Annotated in this window: 26 protein-coding genes and 1 pseudogene; 11 read left to right on the forward strand and 16 right to left on the reverse strand. The window is 63.1% G+C overall.

What is annotated here, in order from left to right; all coding sequences use genetic code 11:
- Nucleotides 1–66: 66 nt before the first annotated feature.
- Together LFT49_RS09420 and LFT49_RS09425 are read right to left on the reverse strand one after the other, a co-directional pair.
- Nucleotides 67–1,467 carry an FAD-binding oxidoreductase gene (locus LFT49_RS09420; RefSeq protein ID WP_237430327.1) on the reverse strand — a complete coding sequence of 467 codons (1,401 nt, stop codon included), beginning with the start codon at nt 1,465–1,467 and terminating at the stop codon, nt 67–69.
- A gap of 52 nt (nt 1,468–1,519) precedes the next feature.
- Nucleotides 1,520–3,265 carry an L-lactate permease gene (locus LFT49_RS09425; protein WP_237430328.1) on the reverse strand — a complete coding sequence of 582 codons (1,746 nt, stop codon included), beginning with the start codon at nt 3,263–3,265 and terminating at the stop codon, nt 1,520–1,522.
- A 350-nt stretch (nt 3,266–3,615) separates the two neighbouring features.
- Here LFT49_RS09425 and LFT49_RS09430 point away from each other — a divergent pair, with 350 nt between their 5' ends.
- The 4 genes from LFT49_RS09430 to LFT49_RS09440 all read left to right on the forward strand — a co-directional run bounded on the left by LFT49_RS09430 (nt 3,616) and on the right by LFT49_RS09440 (nt 6,727).
- Nucleotides 3,616–4,275, forward strand: coding sequence for a biotin transporter BioY (locus LFT49_RS09430; protein ID WP_237430329.1), 660 nt, complete (start codon nt 3,616–3,618; stop codon nt 4,273–4,275).
- The gene (locus LFT49_RS09435; RefSeq protein WP_236802439.1) at nt 4,272–4,586 is read left to right on the forward strand and encodes a CHY zinc finger protein; all 315 of its coding nucleotides are present in this window, start codon (nt 4,272–4,274) and stop codon (nt 4,584–4,586) included. Before LFT49_RS09430 ends, LFT49_RS09435 begins: the two co-directional genes overlap by 4 nt.
- Nucleotides 4,587–5,451: 865 nt before the next feature.
- Nucleotides 5,452–5,577: a hypothetical protein gene (locus LFT49_RS22600; RefSeq protein ID WP_272910832.1), complete on the forward strand. Its 126-nt coding sequence runs from the start codon at nt 5,452–5,454 to the stop codon at nt 5,575–5,577.
- A gap of 247 nt (nt 5,578–5,824) precedes the next feature.
- The gene (locus LFT49_RS09440; protein ID WP_236821906.1) at nt 5,825–6,727 is read left to right on the forward strand and encodes an amidohydrolase family protein; all 903 of its coding nucleotides are present in this window, start codon (nt 5,825–5,827) and stop codon (nt 6,725–6,727) included.
- A gap of 151 nt (nt 6,728–6,878) precedes the next feature.
- Here LFT49_RS09440 and LFT49_RS22690 read toward each other — a convergent pair.
- The 6 genes and pseudogenes from LFT49_RS22690 to LFT49_RS09465 all read right to left on the reverse strand — a co-directional run.
- Nucleotides 6,879–7,181: pseudogene (locus LFT49_RS22690) on the reverse strand (alcohol dehydrogenase catalytic domain-containing protein); the annotation flags it as partial.
- Nucleotides 7,182–7,184: 3 nt separating this feature from the next.
- Nucleotides 7,185–7,742, reverse strand: a complete 558-nt coding sequence (locus LFT49_RS09445) for an NAD(P)H-dependent oxidoreductase (RefSeq protein WP_237430330.1) — start codon at nt 7,740–7,742, stop codon at nt 7,185–7,187.
- An 89-nt stretch (nt 7,743–7,831) separates the two neighbouring features.
- Nucleotides 7,832–8,665, reverse strand: coding sequence for an alpha/beta fold hydrolase (locus tag LFT49_RS09450; RefSeq protein WP_237430331.1), 834 nt, complete (start codon nt 8,663–8,665; stop codon nt 7,832–7,834).
- A gap of 146 nt (nt 8,666–8,811) precedes the next feature.
- Nucleotides 8,812–9,114 (reverse strand): tautomerase family protein, encoded by a 303-nt coding sequence (locus LFT49_RS09455; protein WP_142073190.1) that lies wholly within the window; start codon nt 9,112–9,114, stop codon nt 8,812–8,814.
- A 123-nt stretch (nt 9,115–9,237) separates the two neighbouring features.
- Entirely contained in the window at nt 9,238–10,221 is a 984-nt protein-coding gene (locus tag LFT49_RS09460) for a GlxA family transcriptional regulator (protein WP_236821910.1), read from the reverse strand.
- Nucleotides 10,222–10,351: 130 nt separating this feature from the next.
- Entirely contained in the window at nt 10,352–10,945 is a 594-nt protein-coding gene (locus LFT49_RS09465; protein ID WP_237430332.1) for an HD domain-containing protein, read from the reverse strand.
- A gap of 91 nt (nt 10,946–11,036) precedes the next feature.
- Between LFT49_RS09465 and LFT49_RS09470 the strand changes: the two genes are divergently transcribed.
- The 3 genes from LFT49_RS09470 (at nt 11,037) to LFT49_RS09480 (ending at nt 13,929) form a co-directional block, all read left to right on the forward strand.
- The gene (locus tag LFT49_RS09470) at nt 11,037–11,864 is read left to right on the forward strand and encodes a helix-turn-helix domain-containing protein (protein WP_237430333.1); all 828 of its coding nucleotides are present in this window, start codon (nt 11,037–11,039) and stop codon (nt 11,862–11,864) included.
- A 200-nt stretch (nt 11,865–12,064) separates the two neighbouring features.
- On the forward strand, nt 12,065–12,991 hold the full coding sequence (locus LFT49_RS09475) for an SDR family NAD(P)-dependent oxidoreductase (protein WP_236802467.1): 927 nt from the start codon (nt 12,065–12,067) through the stop codon (nt 12,989–12,991).
- Between the two features lie 35 nt (nt 12,992–13,026).
- Nucleotides 13,027–13,929 carry an NAD(P)-dependent oxidoreductase gene (locus LFT49_RS09480; protein WP_236802469.1) on the forward strand — a complete coding sequence of 301 codons (903 nt, stop codon included), beginning with the start codon at nt 13,027–13,029 and terminating at the stop codon, nt 13,927–13,929.
- A gap of 92 nt (nt 13,930–14,021) precedes the next feature.
- On the opposite strand, the gene LFT49_RS09485 is transcribed toward LFT49_RS09480, so the two are convergent.
- Together LFT49_RS09485 and LFT49_RS09490 are read right to left on the reverse strand one after the other, a co-directional pair.
- The gene (locus LFT49_RS09485; protein ID WP_237430334.1) at nt 14,022–14,504 is read right to left on the reverse strand and encodes an SRPBCC family protein; all 483 of its coding nucleotides are present in this window, start codon (nt 14,502–14,504) and stop codon (nt 14,022–14,024) included.
- A 20-nt stretch (nt 14,505–14,524) separates the two neighbouring features.
- On the reverse strand, nt 14,525–15,262 hold the full coding sequence (locus LFT49_RS09490) for a mycothiol-dependent nitroreductase Rv2466c family protein (protein ID WP_237430335.1): 738 nt from the start codon (nt 15,260–15,262) through the stop codon (nt 14,525–14,527).
- Nucleotides 15,263–15,351: 89 nt separating this feature from the next.
- Between LFT49_RS09490 and LFT49_RS09495 the strand changes: the two genes are divergently transcribed.
- Both LFT49_RS09495 and LFT49_RS09500 read left to right on the forward strand, forming a co-directional pair.
- A complete protein-coding gene (locus tag LFT49_RS09495; protein WP_237430336.1) occupies nt 15,352–15,534 on the forward strand; it encodes a hypothetical protein in 183 nt (60 codons plus the stop codon).
- Between the two features lie 182 nt (nt 15,535–15,716).
- Complete coding sequence (locus LFT49_RS09500) at nt 15,717–15,989, forward strand: hypothetical protein (RefSeq protein ID WP_236802474.1); 273 nt, start codon at nt 15,717–15,719, stop codon at nt 15,987–15,989.
- Nucleotides 15,990–16,052: 63 nt separating this feature from the next.
- Here the strand turns inward: LFT49_RS09500 and LFT49_RS09505 are convergent, their stop codons facing one another.
- Entirely contained in the window at nt 16,053–16,685 is a 633-nt protein-coding gene (locus tag LFT49_RS09505; protein ID WP_237430337.1) for a hypothetical protein, read from the reverse strand.
- A 348-nt stretch (nt 16,686–17,033) separates the two neighbouring features.
- A complete protein-coding gene (locus LFT49_RS09510; protein WP_237430338.1) occupies nt 17,034–17,987 on the reverse strand; it encodes a CAP domain-containing protein in 954 nt (317 codons plus the stop codon).
- Nucleotides 17,988–18,088: 101 nt separating this feature from the next.
- Between LFT49_RS09510 and LFT49_RS22695 the strand changes: the two genes are divergently transcribed.
- Together LFT49_RS22695 and LFT49_RS09520 are read left to right on the forward strand one after the other, a co-directional pair.
- The gene (locus LFT49_RS22695) at nt 18,089–18,385 is read left to right on the forward strand and encodes a hypothetical protein (RefSeq protein WP_306970257.1); all 297 of its coding nucleotides are present in this window, start codon (nt 18,089–18,091) and stop codon (nt 18,383–18,385) included.
- 578 nt (nt 18,386–18,963) lie between these two features.
- A complete protein-coding gene (locus tag LFT49_RS09520; RefSeq protein ID WP_237430339.1) occupies nt 18,964–20,313 on the forward strand; it encodes an MFS transporter in 1,350 nt (449 codons plus the stop codon).
- Between the two features lie 70 nt (nt 20,314–20,383).
- On the opposite strand, the gene LFT49_RS09525 is transcribed toward LFT49_RS09520, so the two are convergent.
- The 4 genes from LFT49_RS09525 to LFT49_RS09540 all read right to left on the reverse strand — a co-directional run bounded on the left by LFT49_RS09525 (nt 20,384) and on the right by LFT49_RS09540 (nt 24,825).
- On the reverse strand, nt 20,384–22,234 hold the full coding sequence (locus tag LFT49_RS09525; RefSeq protein ID WP_237430340.1) for a glycoside hydrolase family 15 protein: 1,851 nt from the start codon (nt 22,232–22,234) through the stop codon (nt 20,384–20,386).
- Nucleotides 22,218–22,856 carry a hypothetical protein gene (locus tag LFT49_RS09530; protein ID WP_237430341.1) on the reverse strand — a complete coding sequence of 213 codons (639 nt, stop codon included), beginning with the start codon at nt 22,854–22,856 and terminating at the stop codon, nt 22,218–22,220. The genes LFT49_RS09525 and LFT49_RS09530 overlap by 17 nt, the downstream gene beginning before the upstream one ends.
- Nucleotides 22,857–22,877: 21 nt before the next feature.
- Entirely contained in the window at nt 22,878–23,633 is a 756-nt protein-coding gene (locus LFT49_RS09535; protein WP_237430342.1) for a ZIP family metal transporter, read from the reverse strand.
- Nucleotides 23,634–23,718: 85 nt separating this feature from the next.
- Nucleotides 23,719–24,825 (reverse strand): enolase C-terminal domain-like protein, encoded by a 1,107-nt coding sequence (locus tag LFT49_RS09540; RefSeq protein ID WP_237430343.1) that lies wholly within the window; start codon nt 24,823–24,825, stop codon nt 23,719–23,721.

Raw genomic sequence — 24,825 nt, forward strand, 5'->3', positions numbered from 1 at the left:
TCCTTATAAAGGGGTTCGGTGTTATGAAAATTTCTATTTTTGAACACGGGGCTTCGTCGCCCTGTTTCAGATGGCTTTGCCGGGGTTGAGGATTCCTGCCGGGTCGATGACGTCCTTGATTGCCTGCTGAAGGGAGCGGGACGTTTCGCCGATTTCCTCCCCGACCCATTCCCGTTTCAGCAGTCCCACCCCGTGTTCGCCTGTCAGGGTTCCGCCCAGCCGCTGGGCGAGGTGGAACATTTCCCCGAGCGCGGCCTTTGCAGGGCCCTCGGTGATTGGCTCGTGGGGGTCGACGACGAGCATGGGGTGGAGGTTCCCGTCAGCTGCGTGGGCGACGCTGAAGATCCGCACCCCGGTACGGGACGCAATGTCCTCGAGTCCGGCGAAGGCATCGGCGAGCCGGTCCCGCGGGACGGCGATGTCACCGATCGATACGCGCCCGAGCTTTTCGAGGGCCGGGATGGCGTCGCGCCGGGCCTTGACCAGGGCTGCGGCCTCAGCGGCATCGGCGGCGCGGTGGACCGACGTGGCGAATGGACTGATCGCCTGGACGATCTCGTCGAGCTCGAGGTGGGCGCCGTAGCCATCTGTCTGGGCGAGGAGGAAGGCGCCGCCGAGCTCGCGGTGCCTGGTGCCCTCAGCCAGGTCGACGGCTTCAAGGGTGGGGCCGTCCATCAGTTCGAGGATCGAGGGCTGGATGCGTGCAGCAGTGATGGCGGAGGCGGCGCGGCCGGCTGCCTCGATGTCGGCGAAGTAGGCTGCGAGGGTCTCCGTTCGCACGGGCCTCGGCCGCAGGCGAAGGGTGGCCTCTACCACCACGCCCAGGGTTCCCTCGGAGCCGATGAAGAGGGCGTTGAGGTCATAGCCGGTGACGCCCTTGATCGTCTTCCTGCCGGTGCGCAGGATGCGCCCATCGGCCAGGACAATGGTCAGCCCGAGTACCGATTCACGGGTCACTCCGTACTTCGCGCACCACATGCCCCCCGCGTTCGTGGCAATGTTTCCGCCAATGGAGCATATTGCGGTGCTCGCCGGGTCGGGTGCATAGAAGAGCCCGTGCCGGGCGGCCGCGGCATTGACCTCGGCGTTGAGCACTCCAGGTTCGACGACGGCAATCATTTCCACCGGGTCGATGGACAGAATACGGTTCATGCGGGAGACGTCGAGCACGATCTCGCCCGCACGCGCGCTGGCCCCTGCGGCCAGGCCGGTCCCTGCTCCGCGCGGGACTACGGGGACCTGCGCGGCGTGGGCGAGGCGCAGCAATTCGACGACGTCGTCAACGCTTTGGGCGATAACCACCCCGTCCGGAACTGTGGCGGGGACGTAGCCGGAGCGGTCCGTGGCCGCGGCTTGGCGCGCCTCGGCATCCGTGGTCGCCCTTGGGTGCGCTGCCAGCACGGCAGCAGTGGGCGAGGGGCTGGCCGCTGCGTGCGGAGCGGGGGTCGAGGCTGTCTTAACGGTCATGATGGGCCTTCCGGTCGTTATGCAGGGGATGGAATTGGTGCCGTGCGGTTGCTCACGGGACCATCCATGCGAGGACGTTGGTCTGGAGCAGGACTAGGACGGTAAGGAGTGCCAGCAGGCCGATGCTCCAGCCCAGGAGCCGGCGGAACAGCGTGCTTTCGAGCCCTTCGATCCCGACGGCGGCCGCGGCCACGGCGAGGTTCTGCAGGGAGAGCATCTTGCCCAGGACGCCGGCGGAGGAGTTGGTGGCGGCCATCAGCACCGGCGAGAGGCCGGCATGCGAGGCAGCAGTCACTTGGAGCTGTCCGAACAATGAGTTCGACGAGGTGTCCGAGCCGGTGAGCGCAACGCCGATCCAGCCCAGCACTGGAGAGAGCACTGCGAAGAGCCCGCCGGTCGAGGCGAGGGCGACGCCGAGGGTTGCGGTTTCACCCGAGAGGTTCATGACGAACGAAAGGGCCAGCACGGAGCATACGGTCAGGATCGTCCACCGGAGCATGGCCAGCGTTTTGATGTAGATCTTCACGCCTGCACCGAATGGAATCCGGTAAAGGGCGAGCGTGATAAGACCAGAGATGAGCAGGAGCGTGCCGGTGGCCTTGAGGTGGTCGAAACGCATGGTCTGCGACGAGACCGGCTTGCCGTTCTCGCCGAGGACGTCGAGCCCCGGCCAGCTGAACGAAAAGCCGCCGCCGGCAGTCAGCCAGGACTTGACTGCCGGTATCTGGGAGACGGAGAACACCGCGATGATGATGAGGTAGGGTGCTACCGCCATCCAGATCTCCCGGGGCAAGGGGCGGGTGGAAACACCCTGTTCCCCTGCTGACCCTCGAGGCAACTGGCCGGGCCGTCCCGTTCCACCGGCCATTCCGCCGTCGACCACTGACGCTCCTGCCCGCCCGGCCACGGCCGCCGTCCCAGCGCCCAGCGCGCTGAATTCGGGTTCCCCCTCCACGGCCGCAGAATCGGCCGTCATTGTCTGGGCGGGCTTCCACACCCGGAGCAGAAGCAGGACAGCTGCGATGGCAAAGATACCGGCGAGGACGTCCGTGAGTTCGACAGTGAAGTAGTTCGAGGTAAGGAACTGAGCGATGGCGAATACTGTTCCCCCGACAACTGCGGCGGGCCACGTCTGGCGGACGCCGCGTTTACCGTCCACGATGAACACCAGCAGAAGCGGGACAATGAGCGCCAGGAACGGAGTCTGCCGGCCGGCCATGGACGAAACGGTTGCAAGCGGGATTCCGGTGACGCCACTGAGGGCAATCACGGGAGAGCCCATGGCGCCGAAGGCCACGGGTGCGGTGTTGGCCAGGAGCGAGACGGCTGCGGACTTGAGGGGCCTCATACCCGCTGCCATCAGCATGCCCGAAGTGATCGCCACGGGCGCGCCGAACCCTGCCAGGGCCTCCAGAAGCGCGCCGAAGCAGAATGCGATCAGGATTGTCAGGATGCGAAGGTCGCTTGAAACGGACCGGATTGTCGCTCCCAGCACTTCAAACCACCGGGTTTCAGTTGTGAGCTTATAGACCCACAAGGCGTTGATCAGGATCCACAGGATCGGGAAAAAGCCATAGAAAGCACCCTCGGCAGTCGCGCTGAGGGCTTGGCCGACGGGCATCCGCCATACGGTGACAGCCAGCACGATGGAAAGGGCGAGGCTCGCAACAGCAGCCTTCCAGGCCTTGGTCCTGAAAACGCCGAGAAGGATGAACAGAAGGATGAGAGGAAGGGCCGCGAGTACTGCCCCAAGGACCAGCGATCCCAGAGGATCGACAACCTGGTGGAACGTTGTCACAAAAGACTCCTTTGTCTGCAACAAAATGAAAGAGGGTTTCCGCTAAATGGAAAGTGAGAGGCGCGGTTTGAATACTATGCCCCACGTCACAACGCGGTCAATGGTTTTTGGTGTGGTTCATCCACAGTGGTAAGTCCACATCGATCCCATCGGTCCCTGGCTGTCTGCAGTAGCAAATAGGAACCGCCTTACTGCTGAAGTGAAGTAGCCAACGCGACAGGGTGACGGCTGCTTGTAGCCATCGCGCCAAAGTTCATCCGCGATGTCGTGGCTTTGCTACAAAAAGGCCGTGGGCGGTGCTGTGTAGCCTTCTTCGGAGAAGGCCGCCGCCAAGGACCACAGGAGGAACCATGAGCCAACCGACGACACGAACCTCGGCAGCCAGCCGCCCCGCCGAGGAAGGGCCGGGCACGCCGCGTCGGTTGCGGGACGCTCAGTCTCTGGCCCTTATTTCTGTGTTCGCCGCCCTGATCGCAGCCTCTGCGATCGTCCCGGGCATCCCCGTGGGAGGTTTCGGGGTGCCTATCACGCTGCAGACTCTGGCTATCATGGTGACCGGCCTCGTCCTTGGCGGGTCGCGTGCCGTCGCCGCGGTAGCGCTATACCTCCTTCTTGCATTCGTTGGGCTGCCGATCTTCTCGGGCGGCCGAGCGGGCCTGCAGGTCCTCGCCGGCGGATCCGCCGGCTACATAGTGGGGTTCCTCCTCGCGGCCTTTCTCCTTGGCATCGCTGCCGAGCAAGTCATCCGGCGCCTCCCGGCCAGGCGGCGCGGCCTATGGTTCTTCCTCGCCAGCATCGTGGTGACTGTTGTCGCATCGCACATGCCAGGCGTGCTCGGCATGATGGTGAACCTCAAACTGTCGTGGCAGGCTGCCTTCGCCAGTGATCTGATCTTCTACCCGGGCGATATTGTGAAGGACGCCGTAGCATCCGTTGCGGCCGTGGCTGTGCACAGGGCCTTCCCTGACATCCTTGTCCGCCGCGTGAAGTACGCGAGGCCGGCGCTATGAAGGTTTTCGGCAGAACCGTAGACGACCAAACCCGCTGCATTCACTACCGCACCGACGTGGATGTGATAGCCATTAAGTTCAAGTGCTGTCTTCGGTACTATCCCTGCCACCTCTGTCATGAGGAAGAGGCAGGTCACAAGCCCCAAACATGGCCAAGGGAGCTGTGGTCAGAGTCAGCAGTCCTGTGCGGCGTCTGCAAATGCGAGATGTCCATCCACGCTTATCTGGCAACCACATCGTGCCCAAACTGCGCGGCTCGCCTGAACGAAAGGTGCGCCGCCCACTCCCACCTTTACTTCCAGACCATGTGACGGAGGCCATCTGATGGATCCTTCCCAAGGGCACAAACTGACTGCCAGTTTCGAGGCCATGTTTAGCAGCATGGACTGACTCCTCCCGTTCTGGCTCGCCACTCCCACAGCGGTTATTTGGCAAGGGACAGTGCCTTGGATTGTCGTAATACGACTGTCGAACTTTGGCTGTAAGAGTCGGATTTCGCCCCGCCAGCTCCGGTATGGGCGTACGGTAAACCAAGTCCTGCTAGCGAAAGCTTGGCGGTGACCTACTCATGCAGCAGGTATGGGACCGATCCCCTTGGTTGAGAAAGCCCCTGCTGTGCGTGTGCGTCTGCACTTATGGCGCGTGCATCCCGGGGGTCACACCATCCTGTGATCCTCCGCTGTGAGCGTGCGGAACGCGGGGATGATGCTGGGCAACACGGAGCCCCGTCGACCTGAAATGTCGTTTGGCCGCCACCTGGCCAGCGTTAAGTCCTAATCCACTCACCACCGTAACTGTGACGGCAGGAGCTGCAATCCGTCCATCGTGGACACAGGTCTGCCGGTGCGATTGCCATACGCAAAAACGGAAAGCATGAGCTGACGGGAAATCATCGCCGCGCCATCCCGGACCAAGCCCCGGGACCGGCGCGCGAGGGCAATGCCATCATCAAATGCGCGGGCAACGGCGCTGATTTGCACGGGCGCGCTCATCCACATGAGACGTACTGCTGCATCTGCTGCTGCCAGCACAACCCAAGAGAAAGACCAACGGAATGACCCTGCCTGAAGACTGGACGTGCAAGCACTGCGGCAACATGGTGCTGTACCGCATCGACCATAAGCCAACCTGCATCCACTACCCACATCCGCACACCGAACCCCGTGGGCTGAACTGATGATCGGCCGCCGGACTAAATGCACAGGGCCTCCGTCGAACCTCCAGTCCGGCGCACTGGTGGCCGTCTCGGCCGACGGGCAGTCGCTCGTTGTCGAGGCCGGCACGGTGCCCCTGGCGGCCTAAGCCGTCGCCGGAGCGGCCGGCGGCAGATGCGGACCCTGCCGTCGTCCAGCGCGACGAGCGTCAAAGACGCCGACACCGCCACGCCCTATCCGCCGCCTGCCATAAGCGGTAGCAGTGGGACTGTACATATGCTTGGGTGGGCAATGATTCTGCCGCGCCTGCGGAGGAGTCCTCTTGCTTTGGTGAGCTCCATCGGGGGTTGACGACGCTCAAGCGCCGACAGGATATGGAACGCAGGAGGTTCGGCTTGGCTGTAGCACTTGCACCGCGGTCAGACATGGAGATCCGTCCGTACCTGGACTCACTGGGCTTGCCGGGAATCATTGACCTGCATGTGCATTTCATGCCTTCCCAGGTACTGGAAAAGGTGTGGGCGTTCTTTGACCGTGTGGCGGACAGCGGCGCTCCCGCCTGGCCCATCACCTACCGGGCGTCCGAAGAGGAACGGGTGCGGATTCTGCGGGACATGGGGGTGAAGGCTTTCACCACCCTGAATTATGCGCACCGCCCCGGTATGGCGCAGTGGCTCAATGACTACTCGGCAGCATTCGCCTTGAGCCACGCTGACGCCATCCACTCCGCGACGTTTTACCCAGAGCCAGACGTGGAAAACGTCGTCAGGCAAAGCCTGAAACAAGGCGCGCGGATCTTCAAAGTCCACATCCAGGTGGGTGGTTTCTCACCCCTGGACCCTCAGCTTGCACCGGCCTGGAAGCTCATCGAGGACTCTGCTGCGCCGGTCGTCATTCACTGCGGCAACGGTCCGCACGCCGGGGAATACACCGGACTTGAACCTATCCGGGAACTCATCAGGAGATATCCCGCACTGGTGCTCATCATCGCCCACGCAGGCCTGCCGGAGTACCGGGAGTTCGCCGAGCTTGCCGCAAACAATCCCCACGTCTACCTCGACACCACTATGGTGGGCACCTCTTATATGGAACAGGTCGCCCCGATCCCGCCCGGCTATGTGGACATCCTTGCCGGGCTATCCCACAAAGTCGTCTTCGGGACGGATTTCCCCTCGATTCCCTATTCCTACAGCCACCAGATTCAGGTACTCGAAAGCTGGGGACTCGGAAGCCGATGGATGAAGAATGCCCTCTGGCACACGCCGCGGGCACTCCTGCGGCTGGACCAGCTGCCTTAACGCTGTTCCGATCGAGCAGCGGGAATTGGGAACCCAGGAGTGCGCCACCCCTGCTGGTGCGGCCTTCCACCGCGTATCGGCGGCCTACATACTGGTGCTGTGAAGCCGCTACGACTTCTGCGTATCCTCCGCTGTGCGGAAGTGTCACCGTTGCCACCTGCTCACCGATTGACAGGCCGGTAACCCCTTCTCCGAGGGCGCGGACCGTCCCGGTGACTTCGAGTCCCGGTACATAGGAGGGCTTCGGGACGTAGTCGAGGTCGGCGAAAGTTCCTCGGCGGATGATGGCATCGATGAGGCCGACGGCCGCGTACTGGACATCAATGGTTATTTCCCCCGCGGCCGGCTCGGGCGTAGGAAGGTGGACTTCCTGAATGACTTCGGGGCCGCCATAGGCCGTGGTCGACATGCTCTTCATTGTGGTTGTCCTATCGGTGTTGGTTAGCGCGGGCATCACTTAGACGTGCTCCGGCACGGCGCGCAATGACAGCAGGTTCCTGTAGTCCTGCGCCAGGTCCTGCAGCTGTTCGTCCGTCAGGTCCCGTACGCCGTGAAGGATGAAGGGGTTCAGCCATTGCATTCCGAGTCGGCGGGCTGTGGCCTGCAGCGGGATGAGGATGTCGTTGTAATCCCACCCGTGAAAGCCGTCCGGAGAGTAAGCCTCGCCGGCACCGCCTGTGCTGGTGGCAACCCGGAGTGTCTTGCCCGCGAGGGCTCCGGGTGCCCCGGTGCCGTAGGCCCAGCCCCGGACGAGCACCTCATCGAGCCAGGTTTTGAGGAATGCCGGGGGCGCGTACCAGTGGGTTGGGTATTGCAGGACGATGTTCCCAGCCGCTTGCACCGCGGCCCTCTCCGCAGCGAGGTCGATGTGGCCGTCCGGGTACATGCGTCTGAGGTCGTGCACAGTAAGATCCGGTGCATCCTCAAGCGCAGTTGCCAGAGCCTTGTTGATACGGGAGGTGGAAAGGTCGGGATGGTCCAGAAGGATCAGCGTCCTGTGGCGTACAGGTGTCATAGGGGTGGTTCCGTTTCATTGAGGGGCAAGCCGCAGGAGGGCGTGTATAGCGTCCGTTCCACGCCCTCCTGTGGGGTGGCAGGGCTTGGCTACTTGTCCAGGAAGCGGAGCAGGATTTCGTTGATCTCGCCACTGTGCGTCCAGAGCATGCCGTGCGGGGCGCCTTCGATCTCCACATATTCAGCGGATGGAAGCCGCTTGGTAAATTCCCGGCCTGTTGCGTCGATTGGCAGGATGTGGTCCTCCGTTCCGTGGACAATCAGGGCCGGGACGGTGATCTTCTCGACGTCGGCACGGAAGTCCGTCAGCCATGAGTCGACGACGGCGAAGGAGGCGTACCAGGAAGAGCCGACCGCAACGTTCCATGCGCTGTGCAGGGCCTCCTCGCTGAGACGGCTTCCAAGGTAGGTGTCTGTGTTGAAGAAATCCTTGTAGAAATCGGCGAACCAGGCGTAGCGGTCGTCGATGGCGGCATTGCGGATGCTGTCGAACACCGAGGAAGGAACGCCGGTGGCGTTGTCCTGGGTTTGCAGGAGGAACGGTTCGAGGGACGCAAGGAAGGCTGCCTTGGCTATCCGTGCTTCACCGTAGGTGCCTATATACCGTCCAACTTCGCCCGTGCCCATCGAGAAGCCCGCCAGGACGACCTCCTGCAGGTCCAGGGTTTCGAGGATGGTGTTGAGGTCGGCTGCGAAGGTGTCGTAGTCGTAGCCGGTGGTCGGTTTGCTTGACTTGCCGAAGCCCCGGCGGTCGTAGGTGATGACGCGGTAGCCGGCGTTCAGGAGGGCCGCGCTTTGCCTCTCCCATGACCCACCATCCAGCGGGTAGCCATGGATCAGGACAACCGGCTGTCCGGTGCCGTGGTCCTCGTAGTAAAGCTCGACGTCTGTGCTGTTTTCCGTACCGACTTTGATGAAACCCATGGTTCTGTTTCTTTTCTTGAGGGGAGAACGGATGTTCTCCAGTTGTCTGCACACCGAATTGAGGATGTGGCTTTGGTGGGGACTGGCTGTCTGGTTCGGCGAGGGCGCGCTGCCGGAGCAGATGCCTCACCGAACCTTCAGACCGGTTACCGGTCCCGAACGGGTGCCTTTTCGGCCAGTTCCGTCCGGGTCACCGGATGGCCATCGATGGACTCGTAGAGACTTTTGGAACGGGCGAGGCCGTCCATTAGGCTGGCCGGTCCCCGGAAGGGAAGCCCTCCGATGTGCCAACCGTCGGTGTGCAGTTCTTCGATGAGGACCCAGACGACCTCACGGAAAGCTTCGGATCCTTCGAACTGCACCATCACGTCGGTCAGTGCTGCCGCCATACGGTGCTTTTCGTCTTCGGTGAAGACCCCGTCCACGAGCTTGACGTTTACGAAGGGCATGGCCTGCTCCTTTGGTTGTGGGTGCTCCGGATTGCCCCGGTGGGTCCAGCATCGTCCCTGGAAAGAGCCAGCGGACCCGCTGATTCCGTCAGGAAACCCACAAATAGCGTCAGGCTGTTGAAGTTACGCGGGGAGGTGTCCGGCGCCGTCGTGCCGCGGCATAAGGCGCTCGAGATACAGGGAGGGACTCATTCCGACTTTCTGCGTGAACACGCGCCTCAAGGTCTCTGCACTCCCGAATCCTGTTGCGGCTGCCGTTGCGGCAACAGTGGCTCCGCGTTGGAGCATTGCCTGCGCGGCTTCGATCCGTACCTTTTCGACATACCGGGCCGGACTGGTCCCAGTTGCCTCTTGGAACCTGCGGGTAAGGCTGCTGGCGCTGAGATTTGTCATTGCGGCCATAGCGTCTATCGAGTAATCGGCGGCTGGCTCAGCTGTGATTTGATCCAACAGTTTCCTTAGGACGTGGTCCCGGGAAGAGCTCGCGCCGACGGCCACCGAACGCTGTGATTGGCCGCCGGGCCGTTGGTTGAATATGACCATTTGCCGGACGACGGCGCGGGCTACGTCCGGACCATAGTCGTCCTCAACCATGAACAACGCCAAGTCCACGCCGGAACTGATGCCAGCGGAAGTGATGATCGGATCATCCTGCACAAACAACGCATCGGGGACCACGTTTACCAAGGGAAACGACTTTGTGAACCGCTCGACCTGGGTCCAGTGAGTTGTCGCGTTCCGGTAGTTCAACAACCCCGCGTGCGCCAGGAGAAAAGCGCCAGTGCAAACAGATGCGATCCTTCTGGCATCGTTCGTCAGATGGGACACGGCATCGACCAGTTCCTGCTCGAAAGGCTTGGCCACCATGCCGTAGGCCCCAGGAACGAGAACCGTGTCGAGCGCACCTGCCCGTCCGGCTGTGGTTTCCACCATCAGATAGTGCCCGTTTGCAGCCCGTTTGGCTTGGCCGTCCGCTGAAACCATAACTGTCTTATAGTCGGCTCCAAAGGCATTGGCATGATGGAACACGTCGGCTGGCCCGGCGATGTCCATCATCGTGACGTTGTCGTGGACCAGGAACCCGATGGTCCTGCCTCGTTCACTCACTTGTCTCAGCAGTCCTCGCATCCGGCGTTGCCCACGCCTCCAGGCACTCGTTTGGGCGCCTTTCCCATCATGGATCCTGAACCGATCAGTTCACAACAGGCCACACTCTATGCAACCGCTTGAGCAGCGGCTAGAAGGCGGGGTTGATCCCCTGGACATGATTTGTGCCCAGGTGAGCCTGCAGCAGCCCACCGGGCCAGGAGGATGGAGGTGCCTTCTCCGGATTGCGCAATGCCTGTTCAACGACTGCCTGGCCCAGGCACTGCTCGATCATAAGCCGCGGATACGTCGCTTGGACCTCGGAGCGGTGCTTCTCCGCACGAGGCGGCAGGGTGTCATCCCCGAAGTCGGCCCGAACGCCGAGGCGGAGGTACCTCGCTACGGGTCCCCGGCGCTCAGCAATCTGAGGTGAGGTGTGCAGCGCAATGGCTTCCCACACCGAGTCAACCCGGCCTGCTTCCCACCCGTGGGTGGTCAGGAACGCCGCGGCCGCGTCCGCACCTTCGACTTCAAACCGCTGCGGGCCGTCGTACTCATCAGCGGTCCCGGCATCATGGAAAAGGGAAGTGATGCGCAGAGCCGCAATGTCAACAGCCCAGCCCTCGCGCGCAGCGATGGCTCGGGCATACTCAAACACCCGTGCGCAATGGTTGAAGATGGGCGGTTGCAAGAGCCCAACCAACCAATCCTCGGCAGCAGCAAGTACATCGCTATCGGTATTCATAATCTTTAGCGTATGGGAGTTCCTCGCCCTGCCACGTTAAGGACAGCGGAGAGAGTCCGCCACCTGTCCAGGGCGAGCGTAGATTGGGAAGGTGGCGAAAAACCAGGCTTTCAGCCAATACCTGCAGGCCCGTCGGGGCCTTGTCAGCCCGGAAGATGTTGGTCTCGGCAGCTTTGGCCGGCGGCGGGTCCCGGGTCTTCGACGTGAGGAAGTCGCAGGGCTGGCGGGTATCAGCGTTGATTACTACGTGCGGCTCGAGCAGGGAAAAGACCACCACCCGTCCCCGCAGATTCTCGATGCCCTTGCCCGGGCCCTGCGCCTGGATCCGCCGTCGACCCTGCATTTACACCGTTTGGCGCGGCCGGCCTCCGTGGCTGTGACAGGGGTGGAAGAGACAACAGGCGTTGATACAGGGCTTTCGCATCTGCTGAAGACCTTGGCCCATGTCCCGGCTTTCGTGCAGGACCGCTTCATGAACGTCCTCGCCGCCAACCCGTTGGCAGTAGCGCTGTCGCCGAGGAACAAAGTGGGGACGAACGTGCTCCGGGAAGCGTTCCTGGACCCTGCCGAGCGGGAGCTTTACGAGGACTGGGAACAGGTCATGGAGGAGGCCACTGCCGGTTTAAGGGCCTCGGTGGGGGAGCGGGTCAACGACCCTGCACTTGAGGGACTGCTCTCTGGCCTGGCAAAGAGCAGTCCCTACTTCCTTCAATTGTGGGCCCGCCACGATGTGCGCCCGAAAGTCGCGGGGAAACGTCTCCTTCACCATCCACTGGTGGGAGACATGGAGCTCTTTCACGAGAAACTGGCAGTTACCGGCACGGACGGGCACCTTCTTGTCGTTCACCACGCCGAGCCCGGGAGCCGATCCGAGCTGGCCCTGCAACGGTTGGCTGCCACCCTTCCACAAGCGGACTGAAATTCGACAAGGAACCAGGACGATTCCTCAGGGTAGCCCTGGCATTCATATGAAACCCAAGGTTCTGGCTGCCCCTTCTCGACGAGCGCACACTGAGTCATAGCCCCCTCACCGAAGCCTTTCCCCCGGGAAATTGCTGCTGTCGAGCGTGCTTTGCCTTAAGTCCACGACTCCTATCCGTCGCAAGAAAGCTCATCACCATGACACGAATCTCCACCAAGTACGGGTTCAGCTCAACCGCCTCCGACGTCACGGAAGGCATCGATTTCACTGGTAAACGTGTCGTAATCACCGGCGGCGCCTCCGGCATCGGCATTGAGACCGCCCGTGCATTCGCCAACATCGGAGCCGAGGTCACTCTCGCGGTCCGCAACATCAACGCAGCGGCACCGGTTGCAGCCGATCTCCGGAGTTCAACCGGCAATCCGAACATCTTTGTGGCCAGGGTGAACCTTTCGGACCTGTCCACTATCTCCCGATTCGCCGCGCAGTGGAGCGGTCCACTCCACGTTCTGGTCCACAACGCCGGCGTCATGGCCCTGCCGGAGCTGGAACGGACCCCGGAAGGCTGGGAGATGCAGTTTGCCACCAACCACCTCGGTCATTTCGCCCTCGCCAACGCCCTGCACTCAGCCCTGGCAGAGGCCGGAAATGCCCGGATTGTTTCCCTGAGTTCCAGCGGCCACTTGTTTGCCCCCGTGTTGTTTGACGATCCACACTTCAACTTCGTCCCCTACGACCCGTTCCTGGCTTACGGCCAGTCCAAGACGGCCTCGACACTCTTCGCGGTCGCGGCAACTGAGCGCTGGGCACGAGACGGCATTACTTCAAATGCAGTTATGCCCGGCGCCATTGCCACAAATCTTCAACGCCACACCGGAGGCCTCCGGACCCCGCTCGAGCGCCGGAAGACGCCTCAGCAGGGTGCAGCCACCACCCTGTATGTCGCCACTTCCCCTGACCTGGAAGGCATCGGCGGTCGCTACTTTGAGGACGTCAACGAGGCCGCCGTCGTGGACCACCGCGGCCCGGACTACACCGGGGTGGCTCCCTACGCCCTCGACCCGGCTAACGCCCGGCGCCTCTGGGACCTCTCTGCGGAACTCCTGGCACAGGGTGCTAAATGAACGACTTCAACTCTCCAGGACGAAGGGAGCAAGACATGCGCACCACCGGACAAGACACTCTTTGGGAACCCACCGACCCGAACATGCTTTTGCACGACCCGAAAGTGGGCTGGGTAGGCCTCGGAGACCAGGGCGCGCCCATGGCCCGAGCCATCGCGGCCGCAGGATTTCAGCTGCATGTCTGGGTCCGGCGCGAAGCCTCCCTCGCAGCCCTCCAAGGTCTGCCATACGTCCGGCATGACACCGTTGCCGGGCTGGGGGCCGCCACTAACGTCGTCGGACTCTGCCTTCGGGAGGACTCCGACATCGAAGAGGTTCTCACCACTGGCGGCCTGCTGGAAAGCCTTGCTCCGGGCGCCATCCTGATCAATCACGGCACCGGACTTCCGGGTTACGCCGTGTCGATGGCCCAGCGGGCAGCGACTTCGCGGGTGCTGGTGCTGGACGCCCCGGTCAGCGGTGGGCGGCCCGGGGCCGAAGCCCGGCAGTTGACGACCATAGTCGGCGGGCCCATCCAGGCCTTGGAGACGGTCAGGCCTGTTCTTGCGGCCTTTTCTGCGAAGATCACACACATGGGGGCGGTCGGGTCCGGTCAAACCGGCAAGCTCCTCAATAATGCCCTCCTCATGATGAACCAGAAAAACGCCCAAGACATCCTGGCGCTGGCCAACAATCTGAAGCTGAACATGGGGCCCCTGATGGATCTGCTGCTTTCCGGAACCGGCCGGAGCTTCGCGCTTGAGGCACTCACCGGCGCCGTCACGACCGACAACGCCGAACACCTCAAAATCCTGCAGGTCATTGACATGGACCTCTTTACCGAAGCGATGACAAGCCGCGGCCAGGATGTTGCCACCATTGACCGCTACGCGCGGGCGGGGGCGAACGGCCTTGCGGACGCGGCCCGACTCGTCGCAGGGGCGAGCCGCGCAAGCTGAATCACGCGCCCCCTGATAGCCCTTGGCCTGCTGTTTTGACCCTCCGCCCGGTCACCGCGGCCACGGGGAGGCCGTGAGTGAGCTGGACATGATCAGGTCACGTTACTGGCGGCGATTCGCTTGATCACGGCGAGCGTCTTCGGGATCCCGTCGAGCGCCTGCTGCGTTCGGTCCGCGATCTCAGCGGACGCCCGGTCGCCGAACTTCTCCTCGAACATGGCGATCCCGGCCGGCAGAAAGTGCCACGACTCGGTCAGGATCGTCCTGGTTCCTGCCGGTGTAAGGGTGAAGCCCCAGCGGACATAGCTGCCACCCACCACCCAGGCGAATTCCCGGCCGCGCTCGGCGGCCACCACCTGCGACCGGGTCTCCCAGGTCCGGTGCGGGAGCTCGTTGCGCCCGGTGAACCAGGCACCGACCTGCCCGGTGCTGGACTCGTTGTCCCACCAGCACGAAGTACAGACCGGGCTCCACTCACCGGTGCGGGTGATGTCGGAGACCAGGTCGTAAAGCATCTCCGCTGAAGCGTTGACCGTGACTGACTCCTGGTGATGGCGCGTGTTTGCCGTATTCATGCATCCATCCTTGCAGACGCTTATTTCTTCTGCCGTCGGCTGCCGCCGTGCCAGTCCTCTTGCTTGCCGACCGTACCCGGCGTGAACCCGAGGGCAGGAAGCTGTGGCTGTTCGCGCAGACTGCGCTTTAGCTCGGCGAACCCAGGGAAACGGGCGAGGCCGACCACATGGTCCCAGAGCTCGGTGGCCGAGTCTTCGTCCGGCAGCCTGCTGATGACGGGCCCGAAGAAGGCCACGCCGGCGGGGGGTTCAAAGTGAATGATGGGCGTGCCCACATCCTTGCCCGTCAACGCCAGTGCTTCATCCGTCTCCTGCCGGATCTCGCTGTCCCAGGACTCGTCGTCGAGAGCTTCCGCCAGTGCCCGGGGCAGGCCGGCCTCCGCAAGGATTGGCTCAATGAACCCGCGTGTCCCACGCCGCTCCCGGACTTCAGCCTCATTGTGCTTAATCGTTGGGTCCGGCGCAGTTTCAAAAATGTGTCTGCCGAACGCGGCATACAACCCTGCCATCGATTCGCGACCGTGCTCCGCCCGAGCCCGGGCCGCCACCCGCAAAAGCCGCAACCCAGCCATGTGTCCGGCCTCGTACTCAGGCGGGAAATGCGCGTCATAGTCAACGTTCGAGTTGACCAGACGCAACGAGATAAACCGCCAGTCCACCGTATAGTCGCGCTGCGCCTGCACCTGCCGCACCCATTTGCTCGTCATCCAGGCGAAAGGGCACACCGGGTCGAAATAGAAGTTAACATCGGCATCCATGCTTCCACCCTTACATTGGGTGGTAACTCTCGTCTAATCAACGGAAACCCCGGTTCGGATACCCCTAGTGTGCCGCGAAGCGCCTGGAAATGCACCAACTCCAGGACGGCTCACTGCTGGGCGTCGAGGCCCTGGCGGTCAAGCGAGAGGTAGACCTTACGGCCATCAACGCGGACGATCGCATCAGCGGCGGCGTAGTAGTTCTCGGCCCAGAAGTGCGGAGCCTCGACAAGGGCGCAGCATGGACAGTGGTAGGGCGGTACAAAGGCTAGGTCTCCTCCTGGACCCGGGCTAGGGGCTTAGTGCCCACCCACCTCGACGTGATCCTGCTACTTGAGAGTGGGGAAAGACCAAGGGGTTTCGGCCCTGCGGCTGGGAAGGAATAGAAGGGGCCGTTTCTGCCTTGTACAACGTGAGGCGCCGACCGCTGGCTGCCTCGCTCGAAAGGACCCCCTTGCCCGTAGCTTTCATTCCATTCACCATGTGCGCCTCCATGCGCGAGGACCACCGACGCACCTTCCGCACCGACATCGAACGCCTGACCGACGGACACCTCCGGTCAACGCCACTGGACGTGCTCCGCTCAACGAACACCCAGGCCGTCTTCCGCGGGGCCGTCCCGAAGGGACCGCACACAGCCACCGACGCGAGCCTCGCCCAGTACCTGCAAGACCGACTCGCCAGCGAGAACATCCATCTGGATCTCAACGTCACCATAGAGCGGTAAGTTGATCTGCGGAGCCCCGGACCACCACTGGTCCGGGGCTTTTTGGCGCTGTCAGTTGGGCGCCTACAGGCCGCCAGTGAATGTATACGAGGCAGGAAGAGGATTCGGGGCGGTGCCGTGGAACAGCACGATTTCGTCATGGGCTTTCAGGACGACGTCGGTGATCTTCCCGTCCCGCTTGGTCCCGTTGACCGCCACGTTCCACCCGTCGATGTTCGAATGTGGCGTTCCGGGGGTCTTGTCGGTGCCGTCAAGGACACCCCATTCGGTGAGGAACTGTCCGAGGGTGTAGGTGGCGCCGGCGGTGGGTGCCTCAATGTGGATGATGCCGGTTTCGTCGTGACTGTGGAGCGCGGAGATTCCATTGGGCTGGCCGGCAGGGTTGAAGCTGAAGCCGATGTCGGCCGGGACGGTCACGGGTTTGCTGTCCGTGAAGATGTCCAGGTGCGCATGGAAGTGTTCGGCGGCGCCTTCGGCGTTGAGTACTTGCAGTCCTGCGGCTTTGATCCGGTCCGCTGCACCCTTGGGGTTCAGTCCCCAGCCCACAGGTGCGGAGGACGCGACGGCCGTGGAGGTGGTCGCCGGTGCAGAAGCGGCGGGGGCGGTGGCCGTGGGCGCCGTGCTTGAGGGAGCGCAGGCTGAGGCGCTCAGGACCAGGCTGGCCAGCGTGGCCATGAGGGTGATGCGGTTTTCCAACGGACACTGCTTTCGGGTCAAAGTAACAGGCACTTCGGGCGCCCATGGACAGCCTAATAGCCAGTTCCACCTGCCAGAGACAGTTTTACGCAGAGGCCGGTAACCGCCCGGAAAGGACAGCACCCCTCCCGCGGTGGCAGGAAGGGGTGCTTGGGTATCAGGTTCCTAGTAGGCGTTGCCGGAGTCGGCGGGACCCCAGCGGATGGCGCCGTTCTGGAAGTTCTGCGCCACGTTGCCGTTGGGGCCGGTCTGGTAAACGCCGCGGTTGGCGGGAACCTCGCCTGATGGCGGGTAGCCCAGGACGCCGTTCTCGAAACCCGTAGTGGCCCACTCAGCTACATGAGATTCTTACTGTCGCACTACCCGGAAGCGCACTGCTTCAAGACGGAGTCCCTGGCCGGTGGTTCCGCAAACCTCACCATCACCAACCTCGGGCATCCATCCAATATTTTGAACATGTGCTTGGCATCGGATTGTCTCACCGGCAATTGTGGATTTGATTTGTATTGCTTCCATGCGAAGCGCCAACCCGGTAGTACCAATTGTTGTCGCTCCAGTGCTGTAATTTTGCCAGCCAGTATTCTGGACATGCGCTCGAACCGTCTGTCCTGATGTAGAAAAGCGGAGCGCTTCCAGCCTGAGCGCTTGTCCTACAGTGCCAGCAGTTTCGCCGTTCGACACGCTGGACTGCCAACCAATTTTTTGAACATGCCCCTCATAAGAAATCGTCGTTGGGGCAGTGGACGGAGCCGGGGATGACGGAATCTGGGTGGTGGGGTAGGCCGCCATGTTGGAGACCATCAGGTGCCAGCCTGCGTAGGGTCCGGTGGTAGGGACGACGTAGCCAATGCCTGCGTCCGTGCCGCGCGGATCGAGCATCGCGGCCTTGTGGCCAGGGGAATTCATCCACCAGTTCACGAGCTGGGCGGGGCTGAAGTTGAACCCGATGTTCTCGCGGTACCAGGTGGCACCGGCCGGGATCTCATTGCCGCCGGCGTCGGCGCGGTGGATGGTGGCGAAGTCGAAGTTGGGATCCATCGTAGCTACGCCCAGCTGCTTGGCCCAGTCCTGGGAGACGTCGGCGATCTTCTGGTTCCAGACGAAGGGCCGCGATCCAACCTTTGCGCGTTCGGAGTTGATGAGGTCGAAGGTTTGCTTGGTGAACGAGTCGGCGATGGTTGTAGCCGGGACGACGGCGGGGACCGGCGCGGCGACGGAAGCGGTGGCGGCGGCAAGGCCGGAGGGCAGAGTGAGGAGCAGCCCGAGGGTTGCCGCGGACATGCGCGAAGAAGTGAATTTCATGGATACCTTGATTGGGGCCGGGGGTAATACCGGGAGACGGAACAAGTCTGCCCCGGCCCCATCGCGCGGACCGCCGATTTGTGGTGATGCTGCGGAAAGTCTTGGCAGAATCTGCGGAAGTCCGGCTGCCGCGGCTACCCCGCGCCCTTCATCGGTGCGGCACCCCGGAACTGCCTCCCCGCCGCCGCGCCTACCTCTGGCCCAGGCAGCTCGCCGCTGCCGTAACGGAAAATGAGGCCCTTGCAGTGGAATGGGCTGCAGCAACTGGACGTACCAAACTGGGGCCTGCAGCCAACGAAAGCAAGCGGCCGCGGTACTTGGACTTCGCAGACCAGGCCTTCACCGTGGGTATGACCTTCCAAGTCTCAGATACTGGCCTCAAAACCGACGCGATCTAGGGCAAAGTCTTGCGCCACGCGTTGCTGTCGTACCTGTTGGGCACCAACGTGTTGGCGACAACGACCAACCCTGTAGCCGGCCTGATCCACCATGCAGGCGGGCTTGATCATCAACGGAGACCGCCCGACAGCAGCAACATCACAGCCACGGCGCAAATGACGGCGAACACCGAAAGTGCTACCCACAGAAGCTTCTTCATACTTACAGTCTGGCCCAACGCACCTACCCAGGTTCCCCGCCCTGGCTTGAACGGCGATCAGGATGCGTACGACGGCGGGAGCCCACCCGCCGTCGTACGCATCCGGCTCAGTGCTCACCTCGCGGATTCCGGACTTCCCGGGCTTTCAGAAGAGGTGGCCATTACTTCTTGCGCATTTGCAATAGTTGCGAAAAAATAAAAGAGAGATTCTCGGGCGAAAATAGCCTGCACAGCAGTTATCGCATCTCGATGCAGTTCCACCCGGAATCCTGCTCATTTCCGCCTGCATGGTGGAACGGGGGCCCGACAAGCCTGCGTAAGAGCAACAGGCGTACTGGGGCGCGGTCTGATAAGCCATATCGCGAAGGAGCATTTCCTATGGCACAGAACGTAACGGCAGCAGTGGCAGTGGGTAATACCCGGTGGAAGCGGCTGATTCCCGTCGCTATCATCGTCTACATCATCTCGTTCATGGACAGGACAAATATCGGGTTCGCCCTGAACGGGCTCCATCAGGACCTGGGCATCGACGCCGCCCAGCAGGGCCTGGCGGCAGGTATCTTCTTCATCGGCTATCTCGTCCTGCAGATACCAGGCGGGCATCTCGCCGAGCACTGGAGTGCCAAGAAGTTCGTGGGCATCATGGTGCTCATTTGGGGCGTGCTGGCTGTCCTTTCCGGATTCATCCAGGACTTCACCCAGCTGCTGGTGGTGCGCTTCTTCCTCGGCGTCGCCGAGGCCGGGATCTGGCCTGCGATCCTTGTACTGATCAGCCACTGGTTCCCCGCCGCCGAGCGGGCGCGCGCTTATGCGCTCTGGATGATGAATATCGCGATCGCTTCCATCATCACGGCGCCCCTGTCCGGGTGGATCCTCTCATTCTCGGACTGGCGATGGTTGTTCATCATCGAAGGCATTTTCCCGTTCATCATCGCGGCCCCCCTTTGGTGGGCCCTGATCGCGGACCACCCGCGCGAAGCAAAGTGGTGCTCGGTACAGGAGCGCGAATACATCGAGAAGGGACTTGCTGCTGACGCAGCGGCACATCCCCAGCAGGAGAAGCTCGGACTGCGGCAGGTTCTGTCAAACAGTGTCGTGTGGCGACTGACCCTGGTGTATTTCCTCATACAGATCGGCTTCTATGGCATCAACATCTGGCTTCCCCACGTAATCAAGACGATCACCTCCGGGTCCTCCCTGGAGGTTGGCCTGATTACGGCAATTCCATACGTGTTGGCAATGTTCGGCCTCTGGTACAACGCCAAAGCAGCCGACCATTCCGGCCGCTACTCCACGCACGTGCTGCTGTCGATGGCAGTGGGAGCTGTCGCGTTGGTGGTTTCGGTTGCAACCGGCGACAACATGCCCGTTCTTGCCGTCACGCTCATCAGCATCGCCGTCGCAGGCGCCCTGGCCTATGACGGTCCCTTCTGGGCTTCCGCGTCGCGTGCGATGCCGGTGGTCGTTGCCGGTGCCGCCATGGGATTGATCAACGCGGTAGGCAACCTTGGTGGATTCGTCGGACCCTACGTGGGCGGCTTCCTGCAGGATGTGACGCAAGGCAGTTTCCTGGCAACCTCCATCTTCCTGGCGTGTTGCCTGCTGGCCGCTGGCCTGGTGATGCTGACACTGCGGCGCGGCGGTGACAGGCCGCTGGCCGCCGGCCGATCCCGGGCGGGACAACCGGAAAAAGCTAAGGCAGACACACGCAGGCGGAATACCCTCTGAGGGTCCGTAGGGCCGGCCTGCATCGCAGGCCGGCCCTACGTTCATGAGGGCACCGATGCCTATGCGGGCATCAGGATGTCTGTCCGTTCACGGAGCCACCGTCCCCTGCCCGGTCCCCGTGACGGTCTTCCGGGCTGGCCAGGGGAGTGTTGCTTTGCCTGGATTGCCCGTGCTGGAGCTGCAAAGCGCAGTGGATGAGGGGGAAGTGGCTGAAGGCCTGCGGGGTGTTGCCCAGTTGCCGCTCGTTCTTGGGGTCCCACTCCTCGCTGAGCAGGCCCACGTCATTGCGGAGGCTGAGGAGGCGTTCGAAGAGTTCCTCGGCCTCGCTTCGCCGGTTGATCCCCAGCAGGGCGTCAACCAGCCAGAAGGAGCAGGCGAGGAAGACCCCTTCGGTCCCGGGGAGGCCATCATTGCTCGCCTGTGGGCGGTAGCGGAGGACAAAACCGTCTTCGGTGAGGTGCTGCTGGATGGCCTCCACAGTGCCGATCACGCGGGGATGGTCGTGGGGCAGGAACCCCACGCGGGGGATCAAAAGGAGGCTCGCGTCCAGCTCGTTGCTTCCATAGGACTGGACAAAGGTATTGCGCTCGCTGTTGAAGCCGTGCGTCATGACGTCTTTATGGATGGTGTCGCGCAGCGCGGACCAGCGGTCTTCCGGGCCTGGCAACCCGGAGTGCCTGATGCCCTTGACCATGCGGTCCGCCGCCACCCAGCACATGACTTTTGAATGGGTGTTGTGGCGGCGGGGACCGCGCATTTCCCATAGCCCGTTGTCGGGCTGGTCCCAGGCTCCCTCCAGGTACTCCATGAGGGCCACCTGGATGTCCCAGGAGTCATCGACAGTGTCCGGAAAGGCGGCGCGGGTCAGGGAGAGCCCGTCCAGGACCTCGCCCCATACATCCAGCTGCAGTTGGGGTGCGGCGGCGTTTCCAATCCTGACCGGTTTGGAACCTTCGAACCCTGCAAGCCACGGCAGTTCCGTTTCCGGGAGGCGGCGGGTGCCGTCGATGCCGTACATGATCTGCAGGTCGGCGGGGTCGCCCGCGACGGCGCGCAGCAGCCATTCCCGCCACGCCGCCGCTTCCTCGGTGTAGCCTCCGGCAAGCAGCGACTGCAGCGTCAGGGTCGCGTCGCGGAGCCAGCAGAACCGGTAATCCCAGTTCCTGGATCCACTGGGGTCTTCCGGCAGGGAAGTTGTGGGAGCTGCGACGATGCCACCCGTGGGGGAGTAGATAAGCCCCTTGAGGGTGATCAACGAACGTTCAACCGCATCCTTGTACTTTCCCTCCATCCGGCTGCGGCCAATCCAGTTCAGCCAGAAGTTCTCCGTTGTTTCCAGCGCCTTGTCCGGGTCGGTTTCCGGCGGGGCAGGCTTGCTGCTGGGCACCCACCGCAGCACGAAAGGCACTTTTTCACCCGCCTGCACTGTGAAGTCACTGACCGTGCGCATGTCCCGGCCCTTGAGCGGGGCGGGGGTGGTGAGGTAGGCGGCGTCCGGGCCTGCGATGGCGGTCAGGCGATGGTCTTTGCGCCTCACCCAGGGAACGATGTGGCCGTAATCGAAGCGCAGGCATAATTCCCCGTACATCTGCACGCTGCCGCGAAGGCCCTCGACAATACGCACCACGTCGGCGCCGTCGTCGCGGACAGGCATGAAGTCCGTGACCCTGACGCTTCCTTGGAAAGTTTCCCACTCGGTTTCAAGGATGAGCGTTCCCGGGCGGTACCAGCGGCGGGTGCACCTTCCTTCCCCGGCGGGTGCCAGCAGCCAGCGCCCCGCGGCAGGGGTATCCAGCAGGGCAGCGAAGCAGGCCGGGGAGTCAAAGTTCGGCAGGCACATCCAGTCGATCGAGCCGCTGGTACTGATGAGGGCAGCCGTGTGCAAGTCCCCCAGGAGCGCGTAATCACTGATATCCGACATGGGTGCCCTCCTTGGCCGTACCGGTAAATGATTGAGCCGGCAGGGGCCCAAGCAGGCGACTGGGCCGCCGGGCAGCCCGGATTGCCACGAGCGCCACCATTGCCAGCCCTATGGCAACCAGGACGATACGGCTCCCACCTGTGGTCCGGGATACGGTGACGCGGTGGCCGGCGGTGCCGGGGTGGGTGATTTCGTTGGCTGGCACTTCCCATTCAGCCGGGGGAGGGAAGGTTCCGGTCGGGAGTTTCTCCTGGCGCAGCTGCCGACGGAAGGCGAGGCGCTTCCGGACGTTCTTGTTAGGGGCCGGCATGGCATCGTCTGCCGCGATTGCTGCCGGGAAGTCGATGATGTAAGGCTCGCCGTAGAAGGCCGAGGAGGCTACCGACTCCAGCCAGGTGCCCGGGGGTGCCTCGACGCCACGGGCTGCGAAGGCAAAGCGCAGGCTTTCCTGAATCTCGTCCAGGCTTTTGCCCTGCGCGTCCTTGGTGACGTCGAAGATGGCCAGCTGGAGCTGCAGTTTGGCATCTGCGCCAGGGTCGGTGGCACTGGGGTCCTGGCCTGTAGGGTCTGGGTTCAGCGGCTCGGGGTTGGCGCGGCCAGCCTTGCCGGGATTGCTACTCATTGGGGTCCTTTCGGTCGTGTTTCAGCCGCCTACCTGGTCGACAGTGAAGGCAGCCAGGAATCCGGCGGCGGCGATGAGGCCGGTGAGCAGGTGGTGTTCTTCGAAGGCTTCGGGGATCATCGTGTCGGCGAGCATGGCCAGGATGGCTCCTGCTGCTACCGCAGTGATGAAGGCGACGACTTCGGCAGGGGCGTCCTGCAGGACCAGGAACCCGACCAGCGCCGCAATCCCTGAGAGCACGGCGATGCCCACCCAGACTCCGAAGACGTATTTGGCGCTGCGGCCGGCTTTCTTCATGCCGGCCGTGCTGGAGAGGCCTTCGGGGACGTTGGAGATGAAGACGGCGGCCAGCATGGCCGGGCTGACTGCACCGGCGGTCACCAGTCCGACGCCGAGGACCACCGATTCCGGGATACCGTCCAGCAGCGCCCCGACGGCGATGGCGGTCCCGCTACCTGGCTTTTGCTGCTCCGACGGCTGTTTCCCACCCGAGCGTTTGCGGTGCTCGGCGCCTTTGCGGGCCAGCAGGGCGTTGGCGGCAACGTAAACGACGGCGCCGGTGGCGAAGCCCACGATCGTGGGCCAGAGACCACCGCCGTTGACTGCTTCTTCCACCAGCTCGAAGGCGAGGGCTGAGATCAGCACGCCCGCGCCGAAGGACATCACGGAGGACACTACTTTGGACGGAATCTTCCATTTCCATGCCATGGCGCAGCCGACCACCAGAGCCCCGCCGGCGATGGTGCCCCACATCCAGGCCAGCAACCATGCCGGCATTACGAGGCACCGGCCAGAAGGCAGTGCTGCTGTTCACGGTTCGGGTTATTCACGGGGACGAGTCCTTTCCTGTTGGTCAAACATGTCAGCGGACCCGGTATTCGTCGGCCTCAGTTATGCGCAGAGACAGCCCGTTGCCGGGCCCGTCGCCAGGTTGCAGGACTCCGCCGCCGGGGTCGAGCGTTCCGTCAAAGAAGAGGTTCTCGATCCGGACGTGGTCGTGGAACCATTCCAAGTGGCGGAAGTTGGGAGTGGCGGCGGCGACGGCGGCGCTCAGGTGGGGCGCGCAGTGGCCGGAGACTTCCAGGCCGTGGGCAGCAGCGACGGCGGCGATGCGCAGCCACTCGGTGATGCCGCCGCACCTGCTGACGTCCGCTTGCAGGCAGTCGATGGCATCCGCGGCGCACAGGCGTTGGAAGTAGGGGAGACCGGTCCCGTATTCGCCGGCTGCCACGTCCGCGTCCCCCGCGTCCCGCACCACCCGGAGCCCGGCCAGGTGGTCGCTTGAGACGGGCTCCTCGAACCACGTCACGTTCTCCGCTGCAACCTCGCGCATGACGCGGACAGCCTGTTTGTCGGTATAGGCGCCGTTGGCATCGACAAACAGTTCCACGTCAGGGCCGACGGCGGCACGCGCCTGGCGGATGCGCTCCAGGTCCCGGGGAACGTTGCTTCCGTTGTCCTGGCCAATCTTGATCTTCACGCGCGGGATGCGTTGGCCGTGGGCCCAGCCTTCCAGCTGGGTGCGCAGCTGCTTTTCCGAATAGGTGGTGAACCCGCCGCTGCCGTAGACCGCCACGCTGTCCCTGACCGAGCCGAGGAGTTTGTGCAGCGGCAGGTCCAGGAGGCGGGCCTTCAGGTCCCAGAGGGCACAGTCGACGGCGGAGACGGCGTAGGATGCCAGCCCCGTGCTGCCGGGGTTGCGCACCGTCCGGGCCATCGCCGCCGCAGCGGCCGGCACGTCCAGGGCGTCAACGCCGTGCACGGCTGGGCCGAGGAGCGCTTCCACCAGGTCCGCTGTGGCGGCCGGTGCGTACGTCCATCCCAGGCCCGTCTTCCCGCCCGCCGCGGCCTGCACCAGCACCATCGTGGTGGAGTCCCAGCTGAAGGTGCCATCCGCTTCCGGCGCATCCGTGGGAACTGTGTACACCGCGGCATTGAGGGCCGTGACGGGGGCCTCCCCGGATCCCAC

Origin of the sequence: Arthrobacter sp. FW306-06-A, assembly GCF_021870055.1 — a bacterium.
GTDB lineage: Bacteria > Actinomycetota > Actinomycetes > Actinomycetales > Micrococcaceae > Arthrobacter.